General features: G+C 54.6%; 21 protein-coding genes. 13 read left to right on the forward strand and 8 right to left on the reverse strand.

From position 1 onward, the window contains the following. Positions 1-189 precede the first annotated feature (189 nt). The 4 genes from ACWB12_RS07630 to ACWB12_RS07645 all read right to left on the reverse strand — a co-directional run bounded on the left by ACWB12_RS07630 (position 190) and on the right by ACWB12_RS07645 (position 4,984). On the reverse strand, positions 190-1,161 hold the full coding sequence (locus ACWB12_RS07630; protein ID WP_479529474.1) for an ABC transporter substrate-binding protein: 972 nt from the start codon (positions 1,159-1,161) through the stop codon (positions 190-192). A gap of 343 nt (positions 1,162-1,504) precedes the next feature. Then, a complete protein-coding gene (locus ACWB12_RS07635) occupies positions 1,505-1,747 on the reverse strand; it encodes a hypothetical protein (RefSeq protein ID WP_479529475.1) in 243 nt (80 codons plus the stop codon). A gap of 1,085 nt (positions 1,748-2,832) precedes the next feature. After that, entirely contained in the window at positions 2,833-4,185 is a 1,353-nt protein-coding gene (locus ACWB12_RS07640; RefSeq protein ID WP_479529476.1) for an aminotransferase class III-fold pyridoxal phosphate-dependent enzyme, read from the reverse strand. A gap of 1 nt (position 4,186) precedes the next feature. After that, entirely contained in the window at positions 4,187-4,984 is a 798-nt protein-coding gene (locus tag ACWB12_RS07645; RefSeq protein WP_479529516.1) for an IclR family transcriptional regulator, read from the reverse strand. A 122-nt stretch (positions 4,985-5,106) separates the two neighbouring features. On the opposite strand from ACWB12_RS07645, the gene ACWB12_RS07650 reads away from it, so the two are divergent. The 5 genes from ACWB12_RS07650 (at position 5,107) to ACWB12_RS07670 (ending at position 10,938) form a co-directional block, all read left to right on the forward strand. Then, a complete protein-coding gene (locus ACWB12_RS07650; protein WP_479529477.1) occupies positions 5,107-6,051 on the forward strand; it encodes a tripartite tricarboxylate transporter substrate binding protein in 945 nt (314 codons plus the stop codon). Positions 6,052-6,121: 70 nt separating this feature from the next. Beyond that, positions 6,122-6,661 (forward strand): tripartite tricarboxylate transporter TctB family protein, encoded by a 540-nt coding sequence (locus ACWB12_RS07655; protein WP_479529478.1) that lies wholly within the window; start codon positions 6,122-6,124, stop codon positions 6,659-6,661. A gap of 12 nt (positions 6,662-6,673) precedes the next feature. After that, complete coding sequence (locus ACWB12_RS07660; protein WP_479529479.1) at positions 6,674-8,191, forward strand: tripartite tricarboxylate transporter permease; 1,518 nt, start codon at positions 6,674-6,676, stop codon at positions 8,189-8,191. A 5-nt stretch (positions 8,192-8,196) separates the two neighbouring features. Further along, positions 8,197-9,681: an aldehyde dehydrogenase gene (locus ACWB12_RS07665; protein ID WP_479529480.1), complete on the forward strand. Its 1,485-nt coding sequence runs from the start codon at positions 8,197-8,199 to the stop codon at positions 9,679-9,681. A 24-nt stretch (positions 9,682-9,705) separates the two neighbouring features. Further along, entirely contained in the window at positions 9,706-10,938 is a 1,233-nt protein-coding gene (locus tag ACWB12_RS07670) for a Tm-1-like ATP-binding domain-containing protein (RefSeq protein WP_479529481.1), read from the forward strand. Between the two features lie 12 nt (positions 10,939-10,950). Here ACWB12_RS07670 and hpaR read toward each other — a convergent pair whose 3' ends face one another. After that, positions 10,951-11,385 (reverse strand): homoprotocatechuate degradation operon regulator HpaR, encoded by a 435-nt coding sequence (gene hpaR / locus ACWB12_RS07675; RefSeq protein ID WP_479529482.1) that lies wholly within the window; start codon positions 11,383-11,385, stop codon positions 10,951-10,953. A gap of 129 nt (positions 11,386-11,514) precedes the next feature. Here hpaR and ACWB12_RS07680 point away from each other — a divergent pair, with 129 nt between their 5' ends. From ACWB12_RS07680 to hpaH, 6 genes are read left to right on the forward strand one after another with little or no spacing between them, the layout of a single operon-like run. Beyond that, positions 11,515-11,904: a 5-carboxymethyl-2-hydroxymuconate Delta-isomerase gene (locus ACWB12_RS07680; RefSeq protein WP_479529483.1), complete on the forward strand. Its 390-nt coding sequence runs from the start codon at positions 11,515-11,517 to the stop codon at positions 11,902-11,904. Next, entirely contained in the window at positions 11,901-13,409 is a 1,509-nt protein-coding gene (gene hpaE / locus ACWB12_RS07685; protein ID WP_479529484.1) for a 5-carboxymethyl-2-hydroxymuconate semialdehyde dehydrogenase, read from the forward strand. The genes ACWB12_RS07680 and hpaE overlap by 4 nt, the downstream gene beginning before the upstream one ends. Positions 13,410-13,458: 49 nt before the next feature. Beyond that, positions 13,459-14,442, forward strand: coding sequence for a 3,4-dihydroxyphenylacetate 2,3-dioxygenase (hpaD, locus tag ACWB12_RS07690; RefSeq protein ID WP_479529485.1), 984 nt, complete (start codon positions 13,459-13,461; stop codon positions 14,440-14,442). A 40-nt stretch (positions 14,443-14,482) separates the two neighbouring features. Further along, positions 14,483-15,880: a pyridoxal phosphate-dependent decarboxylase family protein gene (locus tag ACWB12_RS07695; RefSeq protein WP_479529486.1), complete on the forward strand. Its 1,398-nt coding sequence runs from the start codon at positions 14,483-14,485 to the stop codon at positions 15,878-15,880. After that, a complete protein-coding gene (locus ACWB12_RS07700) occupies positions 15,877-16,731 on the forward strand; it encodes a fumarylacetoacetate hydrolase family protein (RefSeq protein WP_479529487.1) in 855 nt (284 codons plus the stop codon). Before ACWB12_RS07695 ends, ACWB12_RS07700 begins: the two co-directional genes overlap by 4 nt. After that, positions 16,728-17,528 carry a 2-oxo-hept-4-ene-1,7-dioate hydratase gene (gene hpaH, locus ACWB12_RS07705; RefSeq protein WP_479529488.1) on the forward strand — a complete coding sequence of 267 codons (801 nt, stop codon included), beginning with the start codon at positions 16,728-16,730 and terminating at the stop codon, positions 17,526-17,528. Before ACWB12_RS07700 ends, hpaH begins: the two co-directional genes overlap by 4 nt. Positions 17,529-17,760: 232 nt before the next feature. On the opposite strand, the gene ACWB12_RS07710 is transcribed toward hpaH, so the two are convergent. After that, complete coding sequence (locus tag ACWB12_RS07710) at positions 17,761-18,396, reverse strand: TetR/AcrR family transcriptional regulator (RefSeq protein WP_479529489.1); 636 nt, start codon at positions 18,394-18,396, stop codon at positions 17,761-17,763. 81 nt (positions 18,397-18,477) lie between these two features. Here ACWB12_RS07710 and ACWB12_RS07715 point away from each other — a divergent pair, with 81 nt between their 5' ends. Then, entirely contained in the window at positions 18,478-19,110 is a 633-nt protein-coding gene (locus tag ACWB12_RS07715) for an isochorismatase family protein (protein WP_479529490.1), read from the forward strand. Further along, entirely contained in the window at positions 19,107-19,976 is an 870-nt protein-coding gene (locus ACWB12_RS07720; RefSeq protein WP_479529491.1) for a dimethylarginine dimethylaminohydrolase family protein, read from the forward strand. Before ACWB12_RS07715 ends, ACWB12_RS07720 begins: the two co-directional genes overlap by 4 nt. 131 nt (positions 19,977-20,107) lie before the next feature. Here ACWB12_RS07720 and ACWB12_RS07725 read toward each other — a convergent pair whose 3' ends face one another. Both ACWB12_RS07725 and ACWB12_RS07730 read right to left on the reverse strand, forming a co-directional pair. Beyond that, positions 20,108-20,857, reverse strand: coding sequence for a UTRA domain-containing protein (locus ACWB12_RS07725; RefSeq protein ID WP_479529492.1), 750 nt, complete (start codon positions 20,855-20,857; stop codon positions 20,108-20,110). Positions 20,858-20,860: 3 nt separating this feature from the next. Beyond that, the gene (locus ACWB12_RS07730) at positions 20,861-22,228 is read right to left on the reverse strand and encodes a formimidoylglutamate deiminase (RefSeq protein ID WP_479529493.1); all 1,368 of its coding nucleotides are present in this window, start codon (positions 22,226-22,228) and stop codon (positions 20,861-20,863) included. Between the last annotated feature and the right edge of the window lie 5 nt (positions 22,229-22,233).

Here is a 22,233-nt window from a genome sequence, read left to right on the forward strand (position 1 = left end):
CGCCTGTGCCAAAAACCTTCCATAGGTCGATACAATTCAGCACGGTTTCCGGCGTGGTAGATGAACTCATGATGTGGACTCCCAGCGGGTTTGCGTGCCGATCACCCCTAGCCTGGCAGCCAGGAAATCGTAGCATCTGTGGCGGTCAACACACGGAAAGGCGTTGACCGCATTGTGCATGACCAGCAGTCAGTCGATTGACCAGCTGCGCCAGACGGCCTCGTTTGCGTCGATCCAATCACCGGCAACTTCGGCAATATCAACGCCGTCGTTTTCGATCTTGCCGGTGGCTGCGGCCACTTCGGCGGTGGTGATCTGGAAAAGATGCAGCATCCGCGCCGCCTCCGGTGATTTGGCCGAGAACCCTGTCGACGCCACTTTCCAGACAAATCCTACTGAATATCCGCAGTCATATGTTGCATCCGGGTTAGGCCCAACTGATGGATCCTCGAAACAAGCATCAGACGAAGCGGGCAGTTCTACAAACGCGCCTGGTGTGTCGTCAAAATACCAGTGTGGCCTGTATCCCCAACTGAATACCGGCTCTTTGCGATCAACCGCGGCCCGCACCGTTGCAACCATTGCAACGATCGAACCTGAGTTGATTGATTCATAGTTCAGGCCAAGCGCCTCCAGACGCCTGCCGGCATCGGTTTCCCAATCTGCCGGGGCGTCAATGTAACGTCCTTTCGGCGAGGTTTCCGCCGTTGCAAGTGCGGCCACGCACGCATCAGAGTTCAGCGCCTTGTAGTCAGGCAGCCCCGGGCAAACCTCTTCCATGTATTTGGGATACCACCAGCCCTCCTGGACCGCGACACCGGTTGAGCCATAGTTGACAGCAGTCCCATCATTAACCGCGCTGACAACCGCAGGCCAGGTCGTCGTGTCCCAGATTGAGGTGGACACATCCAGATCCGATGTTTCAATTGCCGAAATCATTGCGGTATAGTCAATCCGCAAATATTCAACATTGAAGCCGTATTTCTCGAGAATTCCGCCGTAGACATAAGCGATAAAGTCCGCGTCAGAAGAGTCGATTGTGGCGATAGAAATCGGCTCGGTTGTATCAGCTGCATTTGCAGGGCCAAAGGCTGCAAGCGAAAATGCCGCTGCGCTTGCACATATGCGAAATGCTTTGAGTGAGTTGTTCATTTTGTCCATTTTACTTCCCTATTTGAACGAGATTCCGATCAGCCCGACGTGCTCAAATGTTGGCATGAGCGCGACAAGCGTGTCGTGTCTTGTTTCCATTTTATGCGTAATCGACGATACCTAGCCCCACCTTTTTGCCAATGTCCCATCTGGGATAGGAGCGTGCGATTTGGGAATAACCACCATCTGGAATCACGAAACCACTACTTGCCAAAACTACAGGTTTTTATGATGTGGCGAATTCGAAACCCTCCCTTTCAATGATAGCATGCTGCGCATGCGTTTCTGATATAGTCTTGCCGTTTGGAAATTGGTGGCCCGAATGAAATTGGCGAATAGAAAACAACAGCACCTACGAGGTTAATAAATAAATGAAGTAGGTTTCACCAATTCCAAAGAGCATGATACACGTCAGTAGAAACGCCGTCTTGTTGTCTGTATAGGTATGAAAACCGACGGGCGTTCGGCTGGCTTGTTGCGCCCTATTGGCTTCATGATTTCTATCCAGTGATTTGGCTTTCCGCAGTTCTTTGCGCGAGGCTTGCATCAATTCTTCCAGCTCGAACGAATACAAGATTGTGTGCCTAACGATCATCGGTTTTTCCTTTCGAAGTCATAGGTCGCTGTCACTGTGGCTTCCAATTTCAATCCAGATGCGACCACGAAAAGTGATCCTCAGCCAAGTTCTGTTAGAAAGGTAGCATTCCAATACCTATAAATTCATCAAAGATACCAAATGTTAACTTTGCAAAACTTCAAAGTTTTGGAGCATCTGATCGACGGCCCGACATCACCGTTTTGATCTGGTTTCGACGTGGTGTGACGGCTACGTGTTTGGTCCTGGCATTTGGTGGATTGGGTTTAGGATAGTTCGTGACCTGCCCCCCCTGTGTCAGGATAGTTGTCCGCCGCTCTATTTCTCGGGTGGGCGGGATAGGACGATGGCATGGGATATTCACCGGACCGCAGTCCGGGCGATACTTACAGGTGCGGAACCGTGCCTCGGAGAACGGGTTACCGTTGCTGACGTGCGGGCAGCTGTTGGATGCCAGGATGCCCAGCTTTTCCAGCCTCACCTTCTTCGTCGCGCCTTTCATAGGGCCGCCGTTGTCAGCATGCAGGACCACAGGGCGCGAGACACAGGCTTCGGACCATACAGCTTTTTGGATCGCCGTGCTCTGCGGCTGCGGCCACAACATTCGCATGAGCCTGAGGCACCTGAGGACTGTTTTGCGCCTGTTAATTTGGCTGATCACCAGCCTCCGCAGGCTTGCCGATGCAGCGAAAGTGCCAATCGGGCAAGATCAATCCATCAGATTGGTTGCTTGAACCCCTTATTCAGGGCGAACTAATTAGGCGGTCCGATGTTTGTATTTTGTTGCGCTTGTCGTCGCTGAGTAGCGTTCTTTCGTCCAGAGAAGGTTCGCTGGCAGGTCCGTTCCCTCCGCCACAGGCTTTTCGTGCAACGAAAGGCCGACAACATCAGATTTACAGCATTGGACAATAGTCGCTTCGTAGCCTCGAATAACCTAATGCTGTTCTTGGCTTCCATCGGCATCATGACACCTTCGGCAGAATTGGATGCCATTGTGCACACCGAGTCCGGTTAAATAGCGCCTAACCGGTTTCTCCTTCAGGCGGAAAATTCAAAACAAGATCGACTCCTGCATTCAAACGCCCCTAGCCGCAGGCGGCTGCAAAGCCGGCATCTAGCGCCGATAGAATTGTGTTTGCATCTGCCTCGGTCAGAACCAAAGGTGGTGACAGAATTACATTGGGGCCGGACACACGGACCATTGCACCGTTTTCGTAAGCGACGTCCTGAACCTTGGCTGCGGTGGCCCCGTCAATCGGTGCTTTGGTGGTCCGGTTGCTGACCATTTCGATTGCCGTCATTAAGCCATGCCCGCCGCGCACGTCGCCGATGATTTCATATTTACCCATCAGCGCCTTGCAGCCCTCATACAGTTGCGTGCCGCGCGCGGCTGCGTTTTCGGTCACGTTCAGGCGTTTGGTTTCCTCCAGACAGGCCAATGCGGCGGCAGCACCAACCGGATGACCCGAATATGTGTATCCATGTCCGATCTTGGCGTCTGGATTGTTTTCAAACACCTCGATCATCTTGTCACCCAGCATGGTGGCACCAAAGGGAAAGAAACCATTGGTGATCGCCTTGGCGGTGCACATCATATCAGGCTGAATCCCCCATAACCGCGCACCGGACCAGGCTCCGGTGCGGCCAAAGGCGGTGATAACCTCGTCGGTGATCAACAGGATGCCGTTGCGGTCACAAATTTCGCGCACCATCGGGGCAAATATTTTGTGCGGCACGATCACGCCACCAGCGCCCAGAATGGGCTCCATGATCATTGCGGCAATCGTTTGGGCACCCTGAAACTTGATCTCGTCTTCCAGTGCAGCCACACATAACAACGCCAGCTTTTCGGGATCGCTCTCGTTGAACGGGTTGCGATAGATATAGGGTGCCGGAATGTGATAGCAGCCCGGCATCAATGGCTCGTAGGCCGTGCGAAAATTGGCGTTCCCGTTGACGCTTGCGCCCCCCATATGCGTTCCGTGATAGCCCTTTTTCAGGCTCAGGAATTTCACCCGTCCGGGATCACCGCGAAGCTTGTGATACTGACGCGCAAGGCGCAGCGAAGTTTCTACAGAATCCGACCCACCGGAGGTAAAGAATGCACGGCTCAAACCATCGGGGGCAAAAAACTCGGCCAGCTCATATGACAGCTGGATCGCTGCATCATTGGTCGCCCCGCGGAAGGTCGAGTAATAGGGCATTTTTGCCAGTTGCTCCGCGATTGCGTCCTTAACCGGTTGGCAGGAATATCCCAGATTGACGTTCCACAACCCGCCCACGCCATCAACCGTTTCATGCCCGTCAATATCCCGAATCCGAACGCCCGCAGAATCGGTGATGATTTTAGGTGGATTTGTCTGGCTGTCCACGGGTGATGTCATGGGATGCCATAAATACCGCGCATTGTTCTCTTTGAGGAAGTTTGAATCTTGCATACTACAGGTTCCGTTCTTTTGTGGTGCTAAGAGAAGCTGCCCATAGGGCCTGGATCGAAGCGGGAACAGTGCCGCCCCAGTTTTGGCTGATTTTGTGACTGGCGCGAACCAGATGATTGCGAATGCTATCTGTGTGCTCTGGCGTCGCGCGGCTGGCGACGCAGGCGACGGCGACAGATCCGGCAAGCAGGCCCGTCTGGTCAAATACCGGCGCGGCAAGACCATAAATATCGCCTTCCAATCCGCGGTCTGAAATGCCGAAACCGGTCGCTTGTGTCTGTATGATGGCCTGTTCAAGCAGACCTTCCGTGACCGCCGTATGTGCGGTGTATCGGGTAAGGCTGGCACGGGCGGCATCCGTTAAATCCGGTGGCCCAAAGGCCAGAACGCTTAGCCCCGATGCCGTGGCGTGTAATGGCAAGGTTTGAATGTCGATCACGACCCTTGTGCTGTGATCGGTTGATTCGCGCGATGCCAATGTGTGCAAGGTTTTTCCCGACAGGATCGAAACATGGGCTGTTTCGCCGGTGGCATCTGCCAAGGCCTTGAGGGGTGCAAGCGCACTGTCTTTGCGCGGAACTGTCGCCTCGCGGATTTCAGCAAGGTGCAGAACTGCCGGACCGATGCGATATGCTTTGCTAATTGGGTTTTGTTCAACAAATCCAAGTTCTTCCAGCGCAGAGAGATGCCGGTACGTCGTTGCCTTGTCACGCTTGGCGAGGCGGCAGATTTGCGACAAGCCAATTTCGGGCATCTCGGGGGAAAAGAACCCCAACAGCTTGATTGATTTGGCAATCACGGACAACCGAATTCTTCCTTCAAATTATATGCGCACAAAAATATTTGACATAAGTTTATTAACAAGGCAATCTTTATTGTGAAATATCGGTTCAAATAATGATCCAATCTAGGGAGGATAAAATGCTTAATTTAATAAAGACTTTGACGGTAACAACGATTGCTGCCGCAGCCTTTGCGGGGGCCGCGCTGGCTGAGTATCCTGAAAAACCTGTCCAGTTCGTGGTGCCTTGGCCGCCCGGCGATCTTGAGGATGTGCTGACGCGGATGATCGCCGAGGATTTCCAAAAGGCTTACGGCGTGCCAGCGGCGGTAGTAAATAAACCGGGTGGCGGTGGCGGTCCATTCCCCGGAGCAATCGAGGTCGCAACTGCGCCTGCAGACGGTTATACAATCGGCTCGTTTATCATCGCGATACCCGTTGTCGGGCCGCAGATCGGCATTCCGGAACTCAATCCTGATCCGTTCGAACCGTTGGGCAACTTTCTGACCTATCCCTTTGTTATCGCCACCAGCGGCGACGCACCTTACGACGACATGGCAGGTCTGGCCGCTTATGCAAAAGAAAATGATGTGGTGCTTGGCCACTTTGGTGCGCCATTGGTCCCGACACAGGTTACTATGGGGCTGGCCAAGGAAATGGGCTTCTCGTATTCCGCCGATGCCGCCTTTGATGCGCTGGATTGCAATACGCTGGCATCGGGTGATGTCGACGTGATCAACACCACGCTTCAGTTGATCCTGCCGTGCCTTGATGATGTGAAAGTTCTGGCCTCTATCGGGTCAGAACGTATCCCGCTGACACCGGACGCGCCGACCGTGGCAGAGCTTGCGCCTGATCTGAATGTTGCGTTGTGGAATGGCCTGTTTGTGCACAAGGACACACCCGCAGATGTGCGCGAGAAGATCATTGCTGTTGCCAAGAAAACCGTGATGTCCGAACGCGCGCAGAAATTGGCGGCCGAAACCGGTGCTGCAGTCTATTGGCAAAGTGCCGAGGACGTCGCGGCCCAGATCCAAACTGATATCTCCACTTTAGACCACATCGGCAAAGTGCTCGGCAACTGATCCGTTGATATCATAGGGGCGGGCCCGACTGCGGCCTGTCCCGCCATGTGCTGCCCAAGGGAGTATCCGGATGCTGCGGATCAAGACTCTACAAGCCTTATTCAAGCGCTACCGCAGGCCTGGTGACATCGTGTTCGCTTGGGTGTTTCTTGCGATTTCATTCGTCCTGTTATCGCAGCTGTTCAACCAGACAGCATATCGCCCTGGCGCTAAACTGTTCGCCCAACCGCGCTTTTGGCCTGCCGTATCACTGATAGGCATGACAGGGTTTGCAGCACTACATCTGTTGGGGTCATTCTTGTCAGAGAAGCTTGAGGGGCGCTGGAGGGAAGTCGGACTTTGGCTGGCGACGCTTGAATATGCAGCATGGTTTGTTGTCTACGCCGCCGTTGTTCCCTTTGCCGGATATTTGCCAACCACGGTTACTTTTGCGGTGTTGCTTGCGTTGCGGGCAGGGTATCGCAGCCGCTTGTTGCTGACCAGTGCTGTCATATGTGCGGTGGCGATTGTGCTGCTGTTCAAGACGTTCCTGCAGGTCAAGCTGCCTGCCGGACAGATTTACGATGCCCTTCCCGATGGGTTGCGGCAAATCATGTTGACCTATTTTTAAGCGAGGCTGATCATGGAGAACCTGTTTGCAGGGGCCGAAATGCTGGCCCGTTGGGATGTATTGCTTGCCTTGCTTGTTGGCTCGATCGGCGGCGTTATCATTGGTGCCATACCCGGTGTCGGCCCAGCAGTGGCGATTGCTATCCTATTGCCCGCCACGTTCTCGCTTGATCCGATCGTTGGTTTGACGATGCTGTTGGGGATTTACGGATCATCCATGTATGGCGGGGCAATTCCGGCGATATTAATCAACACACCGGGGACAGCGGTAAATGCGCTAACCTCTTATGACGGCTACCCAATGACAAAACGGGGCCAAGCCCATCGCGCTTTATCACTGGCATATAGTGCATCATTCTGGGGCGGAATTTTCGGCATCCTATGTCTGATCCTGCTCTCGCCGGTTCTGGCGATCATCGCGCCAATGTTTGGCAGCCGCGAAATATTCCTTGCTGCAATGCTGGGTATTATTCTGGTGGTATTGGCCCATCGCGGCCAGATATTTGCGGCAGGGATGTTGGCGATGTTCGGCATCTTTTTGCAAACGATTGGCCTTGATGCGGTGACCTACACGCAGCGATATACCTTTGGGCTGTCGTTCCTCACGTCGGGCATAAACCTGATCGTTGTTGTGCTGGGATTGTTCGCACTAAGTCAGGCATTTTTCCTGCTGATAAACCCTGACGAAAGCCCCGAGGCCGAACCCGTTTCAGGCCGGCTGACAGTGGGTTTCAAAGAACTGCTTAAACACAAACGCGTGGCCACTGTTTCGTCTGGGTTTGGTGTTCTGATGGGGATGATCCCGGGAGTGGGAGAGTTTACAGCACAATTCATGAGCTACACTTACGCGCAAAAAACCTCAAAAAACCCTGACGAATTTGGCAAAGGCTCCCCCGAGGGGTTGATCGCATCCGAGGCATCCAACAATGCGGTGCCAGCGGCGGCGATGATCCCGCTGCTGGCGCTTGGCATACCTGGCGAGGCCTTGACCGCGATGATGTTGTCGGTGTTCTACGTCCATAATGTGATCCCCGGACCGCAGCTTTTCCAGAATAATATCGATCTGGTCTATGCGCTATACCTTGCCCTTATCCTGTTGAATGTTCTGGTGCTCGGCTTCTTGATGGTCTCGACAAATCTGCTGACCAAAATCATTCGGGTTCCAACCCGATTTCTGGGTATAATGATCCTTACTTTGTCATTTGTCGGTGTCTATTCCCTGCGAAATTCTATGACCGATTGCATGCTTGCTGCAGGGTTTGGCGTTCTGGGGCTTATTTTGAAACGACTGAACCTGCCGATCGTGCCGATCATTCTGGGTATGGTTCTTGGCGGGATTATGGAAGTGAAACTGCGCTCGGCACTGCCAAGACTGAAAACGCCACTCGATATGATCGACCGGCCTATCGCCCTTATTCTGTTCATCATGATTTTGCTGGTTTTGACCTTGCATATACGAACATTGATCAAAGAATACCGTGCCCATATTCCGGAAGATGACCACGACCTACATGACACACAAATGCGGTGAGAAAAATGAAACAAAGTGACATTGATGCGCTGCGCGCCAAACCGGTTTCGGCCCAAAACCACATAATCAACGGTGAACAGGTGCCAGCATCCGATGGCGGCAGATTGGAAATCCTGTCGCCGATTGACGGCAAGGTTCTGACCACGGTTGCCAAGGGCACGGCGCAGGATATGGACGCCGCTATCGCCTCGGCACGGACAGCCTTTGAGGATAGACGCTGGGCCGGACAACCGCCTGCGACGCGTAAGAAAGTAATGCTGAAATGGGCCGAGCTGATCGAGGCCGAAGCCCTTGAACTTGCCGTTCTGGGGGTGCGCGACAACGGCACTGAAATCAACATGGCGATCAAGGCTGAACCGGGGTCTGCGGCAGGTACCATCCACTATTACGCTGAGGCACTGGACAAGGTGTACGGCGAGATTGCCCCGACATCCGGCGATGTGCTGGGGTTGATCCACAAGGAACCCGTGGGCGTGGTTGGCGCAATCATCCCGTGGAATTTCCCGTTGATGATCGGCGCGTGGAAACTTGGACCCGCACTGGCGATGGGCAATTCGGTGGTTCTAAAACCGGCCGAGACCGCATCGCTTTCACTGATCCGCATCGCGGAACTGGCGCTGCAAGCCGGATTGCCGCCAGGCGTATTGAATGTTGTCACTGGCGAGGGCGCGGTGGTTGGCGCGGCAATGGGGCTGTCGATGGATGTGGACGTTCTGGTCTTTACCGGATCGGGCGCAACCGGCCGAAAGCTGCTGGAATATTCGGCGCGATCCAACCTGAAACGGGTCTATCTGGAACTGGGCGGCAAATCCCCCAATATCATCTTTGCGGACGCCCCCGATCTGGATCAGGCCGCCAATGTCGCGGCGATGGGGATTTTCCGCAACTCTGGTCAGGTCTGCGTTGCCGCATCGCGTCTACTGGTCGAGACCTCTATCCATGACGATTTTGTCGCCGCCGTTAGCAAAGCAACCGAGGCATTGCGGGTTGGTGATCCGCTGGATTTGCAGGCCCAACTTGGCGCAGTGAATTCAGAGCCGCAATTGATGCAGAACCTTGATTTCGTCGACACCGCACAAGCCGAGGGCGGTCAGGTTGTCACGGGTGGCACACGCATACTGCAAGACACCGGCGGCTATTACATGGCCCCAACCGTGATTGCCGGCGTAACGCCCGAGGCGACGCTTACGCAAAAAGAAGTGTTCGGTCCGGTGTTGGGCGTCACCTCTTTCACCACTGAGACGGATGCGATCCGTATTGCCAATTCAACGGTTTACGGCCTTGCGGGCGGGGTTTGGACGTCTAACCTTTCGCGCGCCCATCGTATGGTGCGCGAGGTCCGCACGGGAGTTATGCATGTAAACACCTATGGTGGCGCTGATAACACCGTGCCTTTGGGCGGTGTTGGCCAGTCGGGCAACGGGCACGATAAATCCCTTCACGCGCTGGACAAATATATCAACCTGAAAACAGCGTGGATCAAACTGTAAACGGCCACATAAAAAGGAGCCGAAATGCCGGATAAAACCATCCTTGTTATAGGGACATATGACACCAAAAACGACGAACTTGGTTTCATGACCGAAGTTATCCTTGAACAGGGCGGCAAGGTTCTGACCATGGATGTCTCGGTGCTTGGTGATCCATCGCAGCCTACCGACTACTCGAAACATCAAGTCGCCGAAGAAGGCGGCAGTTCGATCCAAACTGCGATTGCCTCTGGTGATGAAAACACCGCGATGCAAATCATGGCTAAGGGGGCGGCGCTGCTGGCGGCACGGCTATATGCCGAGCACCGTTTTGACGGGGTGGTGGTGCTTGGCGGCACGATGGGGACCGATCTCGCTTTGGATGTCTGTGCGGCTTTGCCGCTTGGCGTGCCCAAATACATTGTCTCTACCGTATCTTTTTCGCCGCTGATCCCGACTGAACGCCTTGCTGCCGACATGCAAATGATATTGTGGGCGGGCGGGCTTTATGGGCTGAACTCGGTCTGCAAAGCCTCGCTTAGTCAAGCCGCGGGTGCTGTGTTGGGTGCGGCGCGGGCTGTAACGGCGATGGAGCGAACCAAACCGCTGATCGGCATGACTTCGTTGGGCAAGTCCGCGCTGAAATACATGGTGCCGCTAAAACCGGCACTAGAGGAGCGCGGGTTCGAGGTGGCCGTTTTTCACGCCACAGGTATGGGCGGGCGGGCGTTTGAAAGCCTTGCGTCGCAAGGGGCCTTTGCCTGCGTCTTTGACTTTTGCACGCAAGAGTTGGGCAATCACATTAACGGATCGAACATCTCGGCCGGACCGGGGCGGTTGACCAATGCGGGCCTGAAAGGCACCCCGCAACTGGTCGCGCCCGGGTGTTACGACCTTATCGATATTGTCGGCTGGCAACCCATTCCGGCGAAATGGGCGGACCACTCGAAACATGTGCACAACCGGCTTTTGACCTCGATTGTTTTGAACCGTGACGAGCGCAAAACTGTGGCGCGCGCCCATACACGCCAATTGGCCACCGCGGCAGGGCCGGTTGCATTGCTGTTACCGCGTCTTGGGTTCGGTGAATGGGATCGTGAAGGGGCCGATTTGCATGATCAGGACGGGTTGAATGCCTTTTTGCGCGAACTTGCGGCGACATGCCCGCCAAATGTCGAGATGCATGATATTGACGGCCATATCAACGATGATATTTTTGCCAAAACCGCGCTTGAGGTTTTTGACGCGTGGCGCGCCGATGGGCTGATAAAGCATTGACGCGTTAAACGTTCAAGCCTTGCCGTCGGGATCAAGCAACGCCAGCAGGTCCAGCAATTTCTCGTATTTGTCTTCCCCGAGGGTGGCCTTGTATCCGCTCACAATTTGCGAGGCTTTGTTGGCATTGTCATCAATGACTTTCTGGCCCGCCTTAGCAATCGCAATTGTCTGGCGGCGGCGATCTGTTTCGTCGCGGGTCTGGGTAATCAACCCTTTACCCCGCATCGTTTGCGCAATTCTTGTAAGGCTTGGAAACAGCAGGCTGGCGCGATCAGCTAGGGTCGATGCATCCTGTGGCCCATGTTCGGCAAGCACCCGTAACACACGCCATTGTTGTTCTGTGATGCCCGTTTCAGCCAGCATTTGCCGGATCGGAATCATCACACCTTCCCGCGCACGAATGAGTGCGATTGGTAGGGATCGCGATGTGGACGGTAATTTATTCATCTTTGCGTTTGCTTTGCTTTTTGACACATACTGCACCTCAAGTGATCATCTATTTCATGCCGATCAATGCTTGACATCACAAGTAATATTTAATTAACATCGCAACTATTAAATTATTAAGGGATGGCCATGCCACACTTCCAGATCGAATACTCTGCCAACCTTGAAACGGTCGTTGATATGGGCGCCCTGTGCGAAGCGATCCGTAAAAAAGCAGCAAACATCGAGACCTTTCCCATGCCCGGCATTCGCGTTCGGGCCATCCGCGTCGATCACTATGCGATTGCGGACGGGAACCCGAAACACGCCTTTATCGATTTATCTGTCCGGCTTCGGGAAGGTCGCAGCGACGCTGTAAGGCAGGACGCGATCACGCGGGTTTTTGAAGCTGCCAAGGCTTTTCTGGAACCGGCCATGGCCACCCATTCCATCGCGCTATCAACCGAGATGCGTAACATCGATGCCGCGCTATCCCCCAAATGCGGCACGATCCGAGATCATCTGGAGAATAAAACATGAGCGTGCTTGAACAAAATATCGACAAGTTGCAGAGCTATCTGGCCCGTTTTACCGAAACCGGTATCAGAAACCGGATTGCAGGCGTTGACTGCACCGGTTCTGGCGGAGTGTTTCAAACCACTTCGCCTGTCGATAAAAGTGTCATATGCAATGTTGCCCGTAGCGATGAGACTGACGTTGATGCCGCCGCCCAAGCCGCCGCTGATGCCTTCCCCGCATGGCGCGATATGCCCGCGTTGGAGCGCAAGAATATCCTGCTGCGGGTGGCCGACGCCATCGAGTCCCGCGCCGAGGAAATCGCGCTGTGCGAGTGCTGGGATACCGGCCAGACCATTCGTTTCATGTCAAAAGCCGCCCTGCGCGGGGCTGAAAACTTCCGCTATTTCGCGGATCAGGTGGTGCAGGCCCGTGACGGCCAGCACCTGCAATCGCCAACCTTGATGAACATCACCATGCGCAAGCCCATTGGTCCGGTTGGTGTGATCACCCCGTGGAACACGCCGTTTATGCTGTCCACATGGAAAATCGCGCCAGCGCTCGCCGCAGGCTGCACTGTGGTCCACAAACCGGCCGAGGATTCGCCGCTATCGGCCCGTTTGCTGGTTGAAATCGCCGAAGAGGCAGGTCTGCCGCCGGGTGTTTTGAACACCGTAAACGGCTATGGTCACGATGCCGGAAAACGTCTGACCGAACACCCTTTGATCAAGGCTATCGCCTTTGTTGGCGAAAGCCGCACGGGCAGCATCATCACCAAACAGGGGGCCGATACACTTAAACGGATGCATCTGGAACTGGGGGGCAAAAACCCCGTTATCGTATTTGACGACGCCAATCTGGACCGCGCGCTGGATGCGGTGATTTTCATGATATATTCGATCAATGGCGAACGCTGCACATCGTCGTCGCGCCTTTTGATACAGGACACGATCCGCGAAGAATTCGAGGCGAAACTGATCGCGCGGGTCAACAACATCAAGGTTGGTCACCCGCTGGACCCTGCCACCGAAATTGGCCCGCTGGTCACGAAAGAACATTATGACAAGGTGACGTCCTACTTCGACATCGCCAAAGAAGACGGCGCAACGGTTGCCGCTGGCGGTGTGAAGGTCGGGGATGAGGGGTATTTCATCCGCCCTACCCTATTCACCAATGCAACCAACCAGATGCGTATCGCGCAAGAGGAAATCTTTGGCCCGGTCCTGACCTCGATCCCGTTTTCGACCGAGGAAGAAGCGCTGCAGATGGCCAATGACACCCAATACGGGTTGACCGGTTATGTCTGGACCAATGACCTGACCCGTGCGCTGCGCTTTACCGACGCGCTGGAGGCCGGCATGATCTGGGTGAATTCCGAGAATGTCCGCCACCTGCCGACCCCCTTTGGCGGAGTCAAAGCCAGTGGCATTGGCCGTGACGGTGGCGACTGGTCGTTTGAATTTTACATGGAGCAAAAGCACATCGGTTTTGCCACCGGCCAGCACAAGATCATGCGCCTGGGTGCCTAGAGCATAGACCCATAAAGAAAACGCGCATAAATATTCAATAGGAGATACCATGCCAGTTCCTGCCCCCAATCTTTATCCGGCTTTCAATACGATCCGGCTGTCCCATGTCTACCTGAACGTCAAAGACCTTGCCGAGTCACGCAAGTTCTATTCTGACATACTGGGCCTGCAAGTGACCGACGAAAGCGACACCCACGTTTATCTGCGTGCGATGGAAGAACGCGGCCATCACTGCGTAATCCTGCAAAAATCAGACCAACCCGGAACTGTCGAAGTTATGGGGTTCAAGACCTTTGATGAGGATGATCTGGACAAGGCCGACATCTATTTCCAGTCCAAAGGCCGACCAACCGAATGGGTCAAACGCCCCTATCAGGGCCGCACGTTGCTAACTTCGGACAATATGGGCATCCCGCTGGAATTTTATCACAAAATGGACCGGTTGGAGCCAATTCATCAGAAATACGCGCTGTATCGCGGTGTAAAACCTCTGCGGATTGATCACTTCAACTGCTTCTCGCATGATGTTGACGCCTCGGTCGAATTCTATAGCGACTTTGGGTTTCGGGTGACTGAATATACCGAAGATGACGATAGCAAAAAACTGTGGGCGGCATGGATGCATCGAAAAGGCGGCGTGCATGACATGGCCTTTACCAATGGCACCGGTCCGCGCATGCACCATGTGGCCTTTTGGGTTCCGACCCCGCTCAACATCATCGACCTGCTGGATTTGATGGCCACCACCGGATATGTCGACAGCATCGAACGTGGGCCGGGTCGCCACGGTATTTCAAACGCTTTCTTCCTGTATATTTTGGACCCCGATGGTCATCGGGTCGAGATTTACTGCTCTGATTACCAGACCGTCGATCCGGATCTGGAACCGATCAAATGGGATCTGAAAGACCCGCAACGCCAGACGCTCTGGGGCGCTGCCGCCCCGCGCAGCTGGTTCGAGCACGGAACCAAATTTGTTGGCGTCGACACGCGGGAGTCCGAGATCAAAGCCAGCCCGATCATCGCGCCATGAACATGTTGGGCGGTATCACATTGGACCGAGAGGATCGCACATGAACTGGGACGAATTTGCCCATTGGGGCGAACATATTTCTAATTGGGCGGCGGATTACCACAAGTCATTGACCGACCGGCCAGTGCGTGCACAAACCAAACTGGGCGACATTAGAACCCAACTGCCTGTCGCACCGCCGGATGGCAGCGAGGCGATGGAAACCATCATGGCCGATTTTGAACGCATCGTGATGCCGGGTATGACGCACTGGCAACATCCCCGTTTTTTCGCCTATTTTCCGGCCAATGCAGCGCCCCCTTCGATGCTGGCCGAGATGCTGGTGACCACGATAGCGGCGCAATGCATGCTCTGGCAAACTTCCCCCGCCGCCACCGAGGTCGAGGGTGTAATGGTGGATTGGTTGCGCCAAGCATTGGGGCTGCCAGATGGCTTTACGGGGGTCATTCAAGACAGCGCCTCCTCGGCCACATTGTCTGCCGTGCTGACGATGCGCGAAAGGGCCACTGGGTTTACCGGAAACCGTGACGGGATGTCGGGCAAGGGCAGCTTGCGGATTTACTGCTCGGATCAGGTTCATTCCTCGATTGACCGTGCCAGTTGGGTTGCGGGGATTGGGCAGGCCAATCTGGTCAAAATAGGCACGACCGGCCCACGCTATGGCATCGACGTTGATGCCCTTAAACAGGCCATTGCACAGGACCGTGCTGCGGGACATATCCCTGCTGGGATCATTGCGATCACAGGCGGGACCGGCATCGGGGCGTGTGACACGCTGGGGCCGGTTTTGCAGGTTGCGCGTGACGAAGACCTATACACACATCTGGATGCGGCGTGGGCCGGTGCCGCGATGATCTGCCCTGAATTTCGCGATGATTTCTGGGCGGATGCGGCTGGGTTTGATTCAATCGTCTTTAACCCGCACAAATGGCTGGGCGCACAGTTTGATTGTTCGGTACAGTTCCTTGCCGACCCAAAACCACAGCTGGACACTTTGAAAATCGAGCCTGAGTATCTGAAAACCACGGGTGCCGAGGTGACCAACTATTCGGAATGGACCATTCCATTGGGTCGCCGGTTCCGCGCGCTGAAAATCTGGTTCCTGATCCGCTCTTACGGGCTGGACGGGCTGCGCAGCCGCATTCGCAACCATGTTCAATGGGCAGGCGAGGTCTGCGAAAGCATTCGATCCCTTGACGGGTTTGAAATCGTGACCGAGCCGATCCTGAGCCTGTTTTCCTTTCGCTGTCCTGGCGATGATGCGGCGCAACAACGCTTGGTTGATGCGCTAAATGATGACGGGCGCATTTATCTAACCCAAGGTGCCCATGACGGCCAGAAAATCATCCGGTTCCAAGTGGGCCAGTTCAACACCACCCGAAAAGACGTCCTGATGGCCGCCGAGGTCATCCAAGACGTCTGGAAAAGGATCACATGAAATATTCAACCTATACCGCCGATGGCCAAACCTTTTATGGGGCCGCAACCGATCAGGGCATGATTGCCCTAAGCCTGCATTTTCCCCAATGGCCCAGTTTGCTGGATGTCGTTCAGGCCGGCGCACTGGATCAGCTTACGGCCACCGCCCAAGGCAAGCCCGTCACCCACACGGATTTCCAATTTGAAATGGTGCTGCCCAATGCGCCACGTATTTTATGCGTCGGCGTCAACTTTCCTGACCGGAACGCCGAATACAAAGACGGCAGCACACAACCTAAATACATGTCGTTGTTCCCACGGTTTGCCAGCGGTTTCACAGGGCACGAACGAAACCTAGTGCGCCCGCCGGAAAATCACACGCTGGACTATGAAGGCGAAGTCGCCATTGTGATCGGCAAGGGCGGAAGACGGATCAGCCAAGACGACGCATACGACCACATCGCGGCCCTGACCCTGTGCAACGAGGGGACAATCCGCGACTGGGTGCGCCACGCAAAATTCAACGTGACCCAAGGCAAGAACTGGGATAACTCCGGCTCTATCGGTCCGTGGCTGGTGCCGTTCAAGAACCCCTCACAACTGGATGACGCGCGCATTGTGACCCGCGTAAACGGCGAAGTGCGTCAGGATGATGTGTTAAGCCGGATGATGTTCCCGATCCGGCGCGAAATCGAATATATCTCCACGTTCATGGCGTTAAAAGCTGGCGATATCATCATCACTGGCACGCCAACGGGGGCCGGTGCGCGGTTCGATCCGCCACGTTACCTTAAACCTGGCGATGTGGTTGAAATCGAGGTCGAGGGCATCGGGACATTGCGCAATGGTGTTGCGGATGAAGTGGTATGACCCCCGACGAGCACGCCTGCGCCGCCACTGATTTGCTAAATGCCGAAAAGACCGGCACCCAAATCGGCCTGCTAACCCTGCGCCACCCCGAAATGGCGATGGATGACGCCTATGAGGTGCAAAACGCCATTCGCGCTGCCAAACTGGCGGCGGGTAAAAAGGTGATTGGCTGGAAAATTGGGTTAACCTCCAAGGCCATGCAATATGCGTTGAACATCGACATCCCCGACAGCGGCATCCTGTTTGACGACATGGCATTTGGCAACGGTGCGACGGTGCCAATGGGCCGCTTTATCCAACCAAGGGTCGAGGCCGAAATCGCCTTTGTGATGAAGGCCCGCATTGGCGGAAAAAACATATCCCGCGACGATATCATTGCTGCCACAGACTATGTGGCCCCGTCGATTGAGATCCTTGATACCCGCATTCAGCGCGTTGATCCGGACACCGGCAAGGCCCGCACCGTATTGGACACTATCAGCGACAATGCTGCCAATGCGGGTATCGTTCTGGGGGCTGAGCGCCACGCGATTGATGCGCACGATCTGCGCTGGGTCGGTGCGATTACGTCGCGAAACAGCGAGGTCGAGGAAACCGGCCTTGGTGCCGGTGTGCTGAATGATCCTGTTCAAAGCGTGGTTTGGCTGGCGCGTCGCATGGCGCAATACGGGCAAAGTATTGAGCCTGGGCAGGTGATCCTGTCGGGCAGCTTTATCCGACCCATCGAATGCCCGCCGGGCAGCCATATCCGCGCCGATTTCGGGAAATTTGGCAGCGTAGAAATATCGTTTGAATAAGGAGTCACGGGGTTTCAGCACCCGTAAATCCTTTCTAAAAGGCGATTGAAAACGGCGAACTGCGGCTAGGCTGCTAGCTTGGGCTGGCCGATCCTTACGCCGCTAAAATCAGCGCCAGCGCCGGTTTTGACTGGATGCTGATAGATGCCCAACACGCGCCAAACGATCTCTTCTCGTCGGGCACATGAAATAGCAACCAATTGCAAGTGAACAACCGGATTTGCAGTAGGATTTACGCCACCGTTAACACCTGTGTATCGGCAAGACCCAGGCGCGCTTTGCAAAAACTGGTGGCTATCCTGATTGCTTTGGTTGGCGACATGCAGGCGGGGTTCATGCAACACTCAAGCCATAGCCCATCCGATAGGGCGACAATACCATGTGCTATGTCATGCGCGTCCTTTGATTGCCCCTGATGCATTTCAATCATCTCAACGAACAGTGCATGGATCGCTGCGTTTGTCTGGGCTTGAACTTTGGCAAAGTTGGGATTGCTGGGAACCAGCCCCCAAAAAGCGACCAAAATCCGCATTTGCCGCACGTCGCTTAAATCTGGCGGGAACATCGCCTGAATGGCCCCTTCCAGCGCAAGGTCGGGATCATCTTTATTGACCATAATTGCATTGGCGATCTGGACAACGGCGATGTCGTTCAAATGCTGATAGGTTTCGACCAGCAGCCATTCTTTGGTGCCAAAGTGGTGCCTGACCAGACCCAGAGTCACATCTGCCCGCTCGGCAATGCTGCGCACTGTTGTGCCCTTAATGCCAAAGTCGGCCATGCAAGATAAGGCAGCCTCGATCAGTTTGGCGCGACCGGCGGGCGGGGTTTTATTATCACCGGCTATGTCTCGGCTGTTGCTGGTCATTATTGCGCCCCTCCGCTTTGCGTCATTGTAGCAGCCCGCAGTTGACTATACAAACGTATCGCCACTAAACAAATGTATTGTTTGGAGGGAATCCATGATACAACAGTTCAATGCCACGACCGCTCTGCTTTTGATCGACGTTCAAAAGGCGTAAATGATACCGCCTATTATGGTGGCGCGACGGGTCGACGCAATAATCCGGATGCCGAGGCAAACATCCTTTCATTACTGGCTGAATGGCGTAAATCCGGCCGACAGGTCGCCTTTACCAAGCACGATTCAAGAGAGCAGAATTCACCGCTGAAGCTAAGCCTGGAAAGCGGTCAGCAGATTGACGGAATGGAGCCTGAAGATCAGGACATCGTTGTTGAAAAGGATGTGAATAGCGGCTTTATCGGCACCTCGCTGGAGTTGGATCTGCGCCGTGCGGGCATTCAGCGGTTGGTTGTTGTGGGGTTTTTCACCAATGTCTGTATCGAAACCACAGTGCGCATGGCAGGCAACATGGGGTTTGATACCTATCTGGTGCACGACAGCTGTACGACGGTAAATTCTGTCGGCCATGATGGCATCGATTATGACCCCGATCTAGTGCATAATATGTCAATCGCCAGCTTACATGGCGAGTTTTGCACCGCGATCACCACCAAAGATGCACTGCATTTGTGCAACAGCGACGCAGATTTTCTGGATCGTGTGCAGGGCAACGAATGATGTTCGGTGTTTCCTCAATGACGGCGCCATTGCGCAAAGTGGCGGTTAAGCAGCCCGGCGCGTCCCTGATAAATGCTGATCCGGCATTATGGCATTATGGCCCACAATTTGATCCGCAAAAGGTTGTGGATGTCCATGCGTCTCTCATCCGTGCATTGGATGCCGCAGGTGTCGAAATCTACTGGATGCCAGAGGATGACCATGGCATTGCAGATGCCGTTTTCACCTATGATGCCTCCTTGATGACCCCGTCCGGTGCGATATTGATGTCACCGGGCAAGGCATTGCGATCTGGCGAGCAGGAACTGCACCGTGCCTTTTACCAAACCCATGTAATTCCCATTGTCGGCACCATTAAGGATGACGCGCGTGCCGAAGCCGGTGACACGTTATGGCTGGATGACCACACGCTTGTTGTTGGCCGTGGGTTTCGGACCAATCAGGCTGGCGTTGATCAGCTACGCGCGATTATGACCCCTCTTGGCATAAAGGTGCACGCGTTTGATCTGCCGGTTTATCTGGGATCCGATGCATGTTTGCATTTGATGTCGCTTGTCAGCCTTGTCGATACGCATGCTGCATTGGTGTGTATGCCACTGCTGCCAGTTGGCTTGTGGCAATTGCTGAAGGCCAAACAGTTCACCCTTATTGAGGCCCCATTCGCAGAGTTTGAAGGCAGCAACACGCTGAGTACAAATGTATTGGCTACGACCCCGGGAAACTGCATTATGCTTGATGGTTTTCCCGCAACCCGAGCTGCCCTGACGAATGCGGGTATCACAGTTCAGGTGTTTGAGGGGGCTGCCCTGTGTATTGGATGCGAAGGTGGACCCACCTGTTTAACCCGCCCGTTGTTCCGAAGCTAATTGCATATGAAGGGGATTGTTACCACGGCTCAGTCGCATAAGCTTCAAAAGGCCATCGCTGCCCATCGAATATGCGATATGGCCATAGAAACTCTGACAAATTGCCAGAATTGCAGCGCCGTTCACCCAGATTATCCGGTTGGCGTAAACTTGGCAAAAAGCCGGTGCTCCTCGCCTGGGTAGGAGAGTCTGGCCCAAGTGACGTAACCCTTTGAATTTTGCGTGATACGTTCAACCATAAGGCAAGCCGTTCCGGGGGGGATATCCAGAAACCCGGCCACCTCCGCCGTGGCGGCGCAGGCCGATATCTGGTGCTCGGCCGAATTCCACGGCACCGTTTTGAACAGCCATGCGCCTGGGGCCTCTTGCTCAAATGACGCGGTGTCCACTTGGGGAACAGCATTCTTGCTGATGATCCGCTCTTCAAAACAAAATGGAACACCATCGGCAAAATGCAGGCATTTCACTTTGCGAATTTCACAAAAGGCCGATGCGCCTAGGTAGCCTAGAAAATCAGGTTTGGGCGCATTCGGATCGTCGCTCAACAACTGATAGGAATACATCTTGCCCGCCTTTTCAACCTCGTCGCGGATATTGGTGATTTCCAGTGCCGCCGAAAGCGATCGTGGCGCTTTGACAAACGTTCCGGATTTGCGATTGCGCTCTAACAACCCCGCGCGTGTTAGCTCTGTCAGGGCCTTGTTCACCGTCATGCGCGAGCATGCGTATTCCTTGGCCATATCGGTTTCAAAAGGTATCCGGAACCCCGGCGCCCACACGCCAGACACAATCTTGCTCTCGACATCATGCAGAATGCGCAGATGTAGTGATTTTGATTCTGGTTTCTTTTGCTCTGGCAAGGGTTCGATTTCGCTATCCATTTCCTATGATGTAAGGCCTGTTTTCAGCTGGGCAATAACCGCTTGGTAGTTTGCAACAATCACATCCCTTTTGATGTGCTGCCCTCCTTGCACCACATGGCGTCCAGCGGACCATGTATCGCTGATCACACTATCATCAGAGGCAAAGCAAAGCCCGTCAAAAATCTGGTCGGGGCTCAAGCTGCACAGATGCGGGTGCTCGCTGTTGATTGCCACCAGATCCGCCAGTTGACCTTGTTTTATTTCCCCGGCCTTACGGCCCAGCGCCTGCGCACCCCCAGCGGCAGCCCCCAGATACAGCGTTTTGCCAACCGATCCGGTATCTTTGACCATCACATTGCGCTGCAAATCCCGCAGCCGTTGGGAATATTCCAATGTGCGCAATTCCTCGGTCAGGGATATCCGCACGTTGGAATCCGACCCCAAACCATACGCCCCGCCCGCCGCCAAATAACCCGGCCCGTTAAACGGACCATCGCCAAGGTTGGCCTCGGTGATCGGGCACAGCCCTGCCACAGCGCCGGATTTGGCAAGCGCGGTGGTTTCTGCATCGGTCATATGGGTGGCGTGGATCAGGCACCAGTTGGACGTGACATTTTGAGTGTTCAGCAACCATTCCACAGGGCGCGCGCCCAACCAGCCGATGATTTCAGCAACCTCTTTGGGTTGCTCTGCGATGTGAATATGGATCGGGCCATCGTGATAAGCCGCCGTGATTTGCGCCAAATCGTCTGGCGATGTGGCCCGCAGGGAATGGGGAGCAATACCCACAACTGTATCGGCGAACAGTGCTGTGGCCGCCGTTTTTGCCGCCTCGACAATCGCTGGAAATTGATCAACAGAATTGCCAAACCGCAACTGCCCGTGATTCAGTTCCGCCTGCCCCGCGCCACCGTATGTATAAAGCACAGGCAGGTGGGTCAGGCCGATACCCGCCCGCAAAGCAGCCGCCATAATCCTGTGGGTTGTCTCGGCCGGATCGTCATACCGCGCCCCGCCCACTTGATGATGCACATAGTGAAATTCCCCAACCGAAGCATATCCTGCTTCCAGCATTTCCATAAAGACCAGTCCGGCAATCGCCTCGATCTGTTCCGGTGTCAGGTGCTCCAGAAATTGATACATCAACCTGCGCCATGTCCAGAAACTGTCTTGGCCCGCCGCGCGAAATTCGGTCATTCCGGCCATCGCGCGTTGAAAGCTGTGGCTATGCAGATTGGCCAGCGCGGGCAGTAGGGTATCGACACGAATATCACCAGCTGCAGGCGTTGCCTGAACATCAACATTATAGATAACGCCGCCCTTAACCACCACCCGAACGTCCGATTGCCATTGGGTCGAGAGCCACGCGCGGTTTGCAAAAATCTTCATCCAGC

Source organism: Profundibacter sp. (assembly GCF_056498605.1).

Bases quoted from the DNA above. Each gene is read 5' to 3' on its own strand.
- ACWB12_RS07725 (WP_479529492.1), bottom strand. From the start codon at position 20,857: ATGGATAGCGAAATCGAACCCTTGCCAGAGCAAAAGAAACCAGAATCA.
- hpaE (WP_479529484.1), top strand. From the start codon at position 11,901: ATGAGCGTGCTTGAACAAAATATCGACAAGTTGCAGAGCTATCTGGCC.
- ACWB12_RS07630 (WP_479529474.1), bottom strand. From the start codon at position 1,161: ATGGACAAAATGAACAACTCACTCAAAGCATTTCGCATATGTGCAAGC.
- ACWB12_RS07710 (WP_479529489.1), bottom strand. From the start codon at position 18,396: ATGACCAGCAACAGCCGAGACATAGCCGGTGATAATAAAACCCCGCCC.
- ACWB12_RS07700 (WP_479529487.1), top strand. From the start codon at position 15,877: ATGAAATATTCAACCTATACCGCCGATGGCCAAACCTTTTATGGGGCC.
- ACWB12_RS07730 (WP_479529493.1), bottom strand. From the start codon at position 22,228: ATGAAGATTTTTGCAAACCGCGCGTGGCTCTCGACCCAATGGCAATCG.
- ACWB12_RS07655 (WP_479529478.1), top strand. From the start codon at position 6,122: ATGCTGCGGATCAAGACTCTACAAGCCTTATTCAAGCGCTACCGCAGG.
- hpaR (WP_479529482.1), bottom strand. From the start codon at position 11,385: ATGAATAAATTACCGTCCACATCGCGATCCCTACCAATCGCACTCATT.
- ACWB12_RS07670 (WP_479529481.1), top strand. From the start codon at position 9,706: ATGCCGGATAAAACCATCCTTGTTATAGGGACATATGACACCAAAAAC.
- ACWB12_RS07650 (WP_479529477.1), top strand. From the start codon at position 5,107: ATGCTTAATTTAATAAAGACTTTGACGGTAACAACGATTGCTGCCGCA.
- ACWB12_RS07660 (WP_479529479.1), top strand. From the start codon at position 6,674: ATGGAGAACCTGTTTGCAGGGGCCGAAATGCTGGCCCGTTGGGATGTA.
- ACWB12_RS07665 (WP_479529480.1), top strand. From the start codon at position 8,197: ATGAAACAAAGTGACATTGATGCGCTGCGCGCCAAACCGGTTTCGGCC.
- ACWB12_RS07720 (WP_479529491.1), top strand. From the start codon at position 19,107: ATGATGTTCGGTGTTTCCTCAATGACGGCGCCATTGCGCAAAGTGGCG.
- ACWB12_RS07635 (WP_479529475.1), bottom strand. From the start codon at position 1,747: ATGATCGTTAGGCACACAATCTTGTATTCGTTCGAGCTGGAAGAATTG.
- ACWB12_RS07640 (WP_479529476.1), bottom strand. From the start codon at position 4,185: ATGCAAGATTCAAACTTCCTCAAAGAGAACAATGCGCGGTATTTATGG.
- ACWB12_RS07695 (WP_479529486.1), top strand. From the start codon at position 14,483: ATGAACTGGGACGAATTTGCCCATTGGGGCGAACATATTTCTAATTGG.
- ACWB12_RS07680 (WP_479529483.1), top strand. From the start codon at position 11,515: ATGCCACACTTCCAGATCGAATACTCTGCCAACCTTGAAACGGTCGTT.
- hpaH (WP_479529488.1), top strand. From the start codon at position 16,728: ATGACCCCCGACGAGCACGCCTGCGCCGCCACTGATTTGCTAAATGCC.
- hpaD (WP_479529485.1), top strand. From the start codon at position 13,459: ATGCCAGTTCCTGCCCCCAATCTTTATCCGGCTTTCAATACGATCCGG.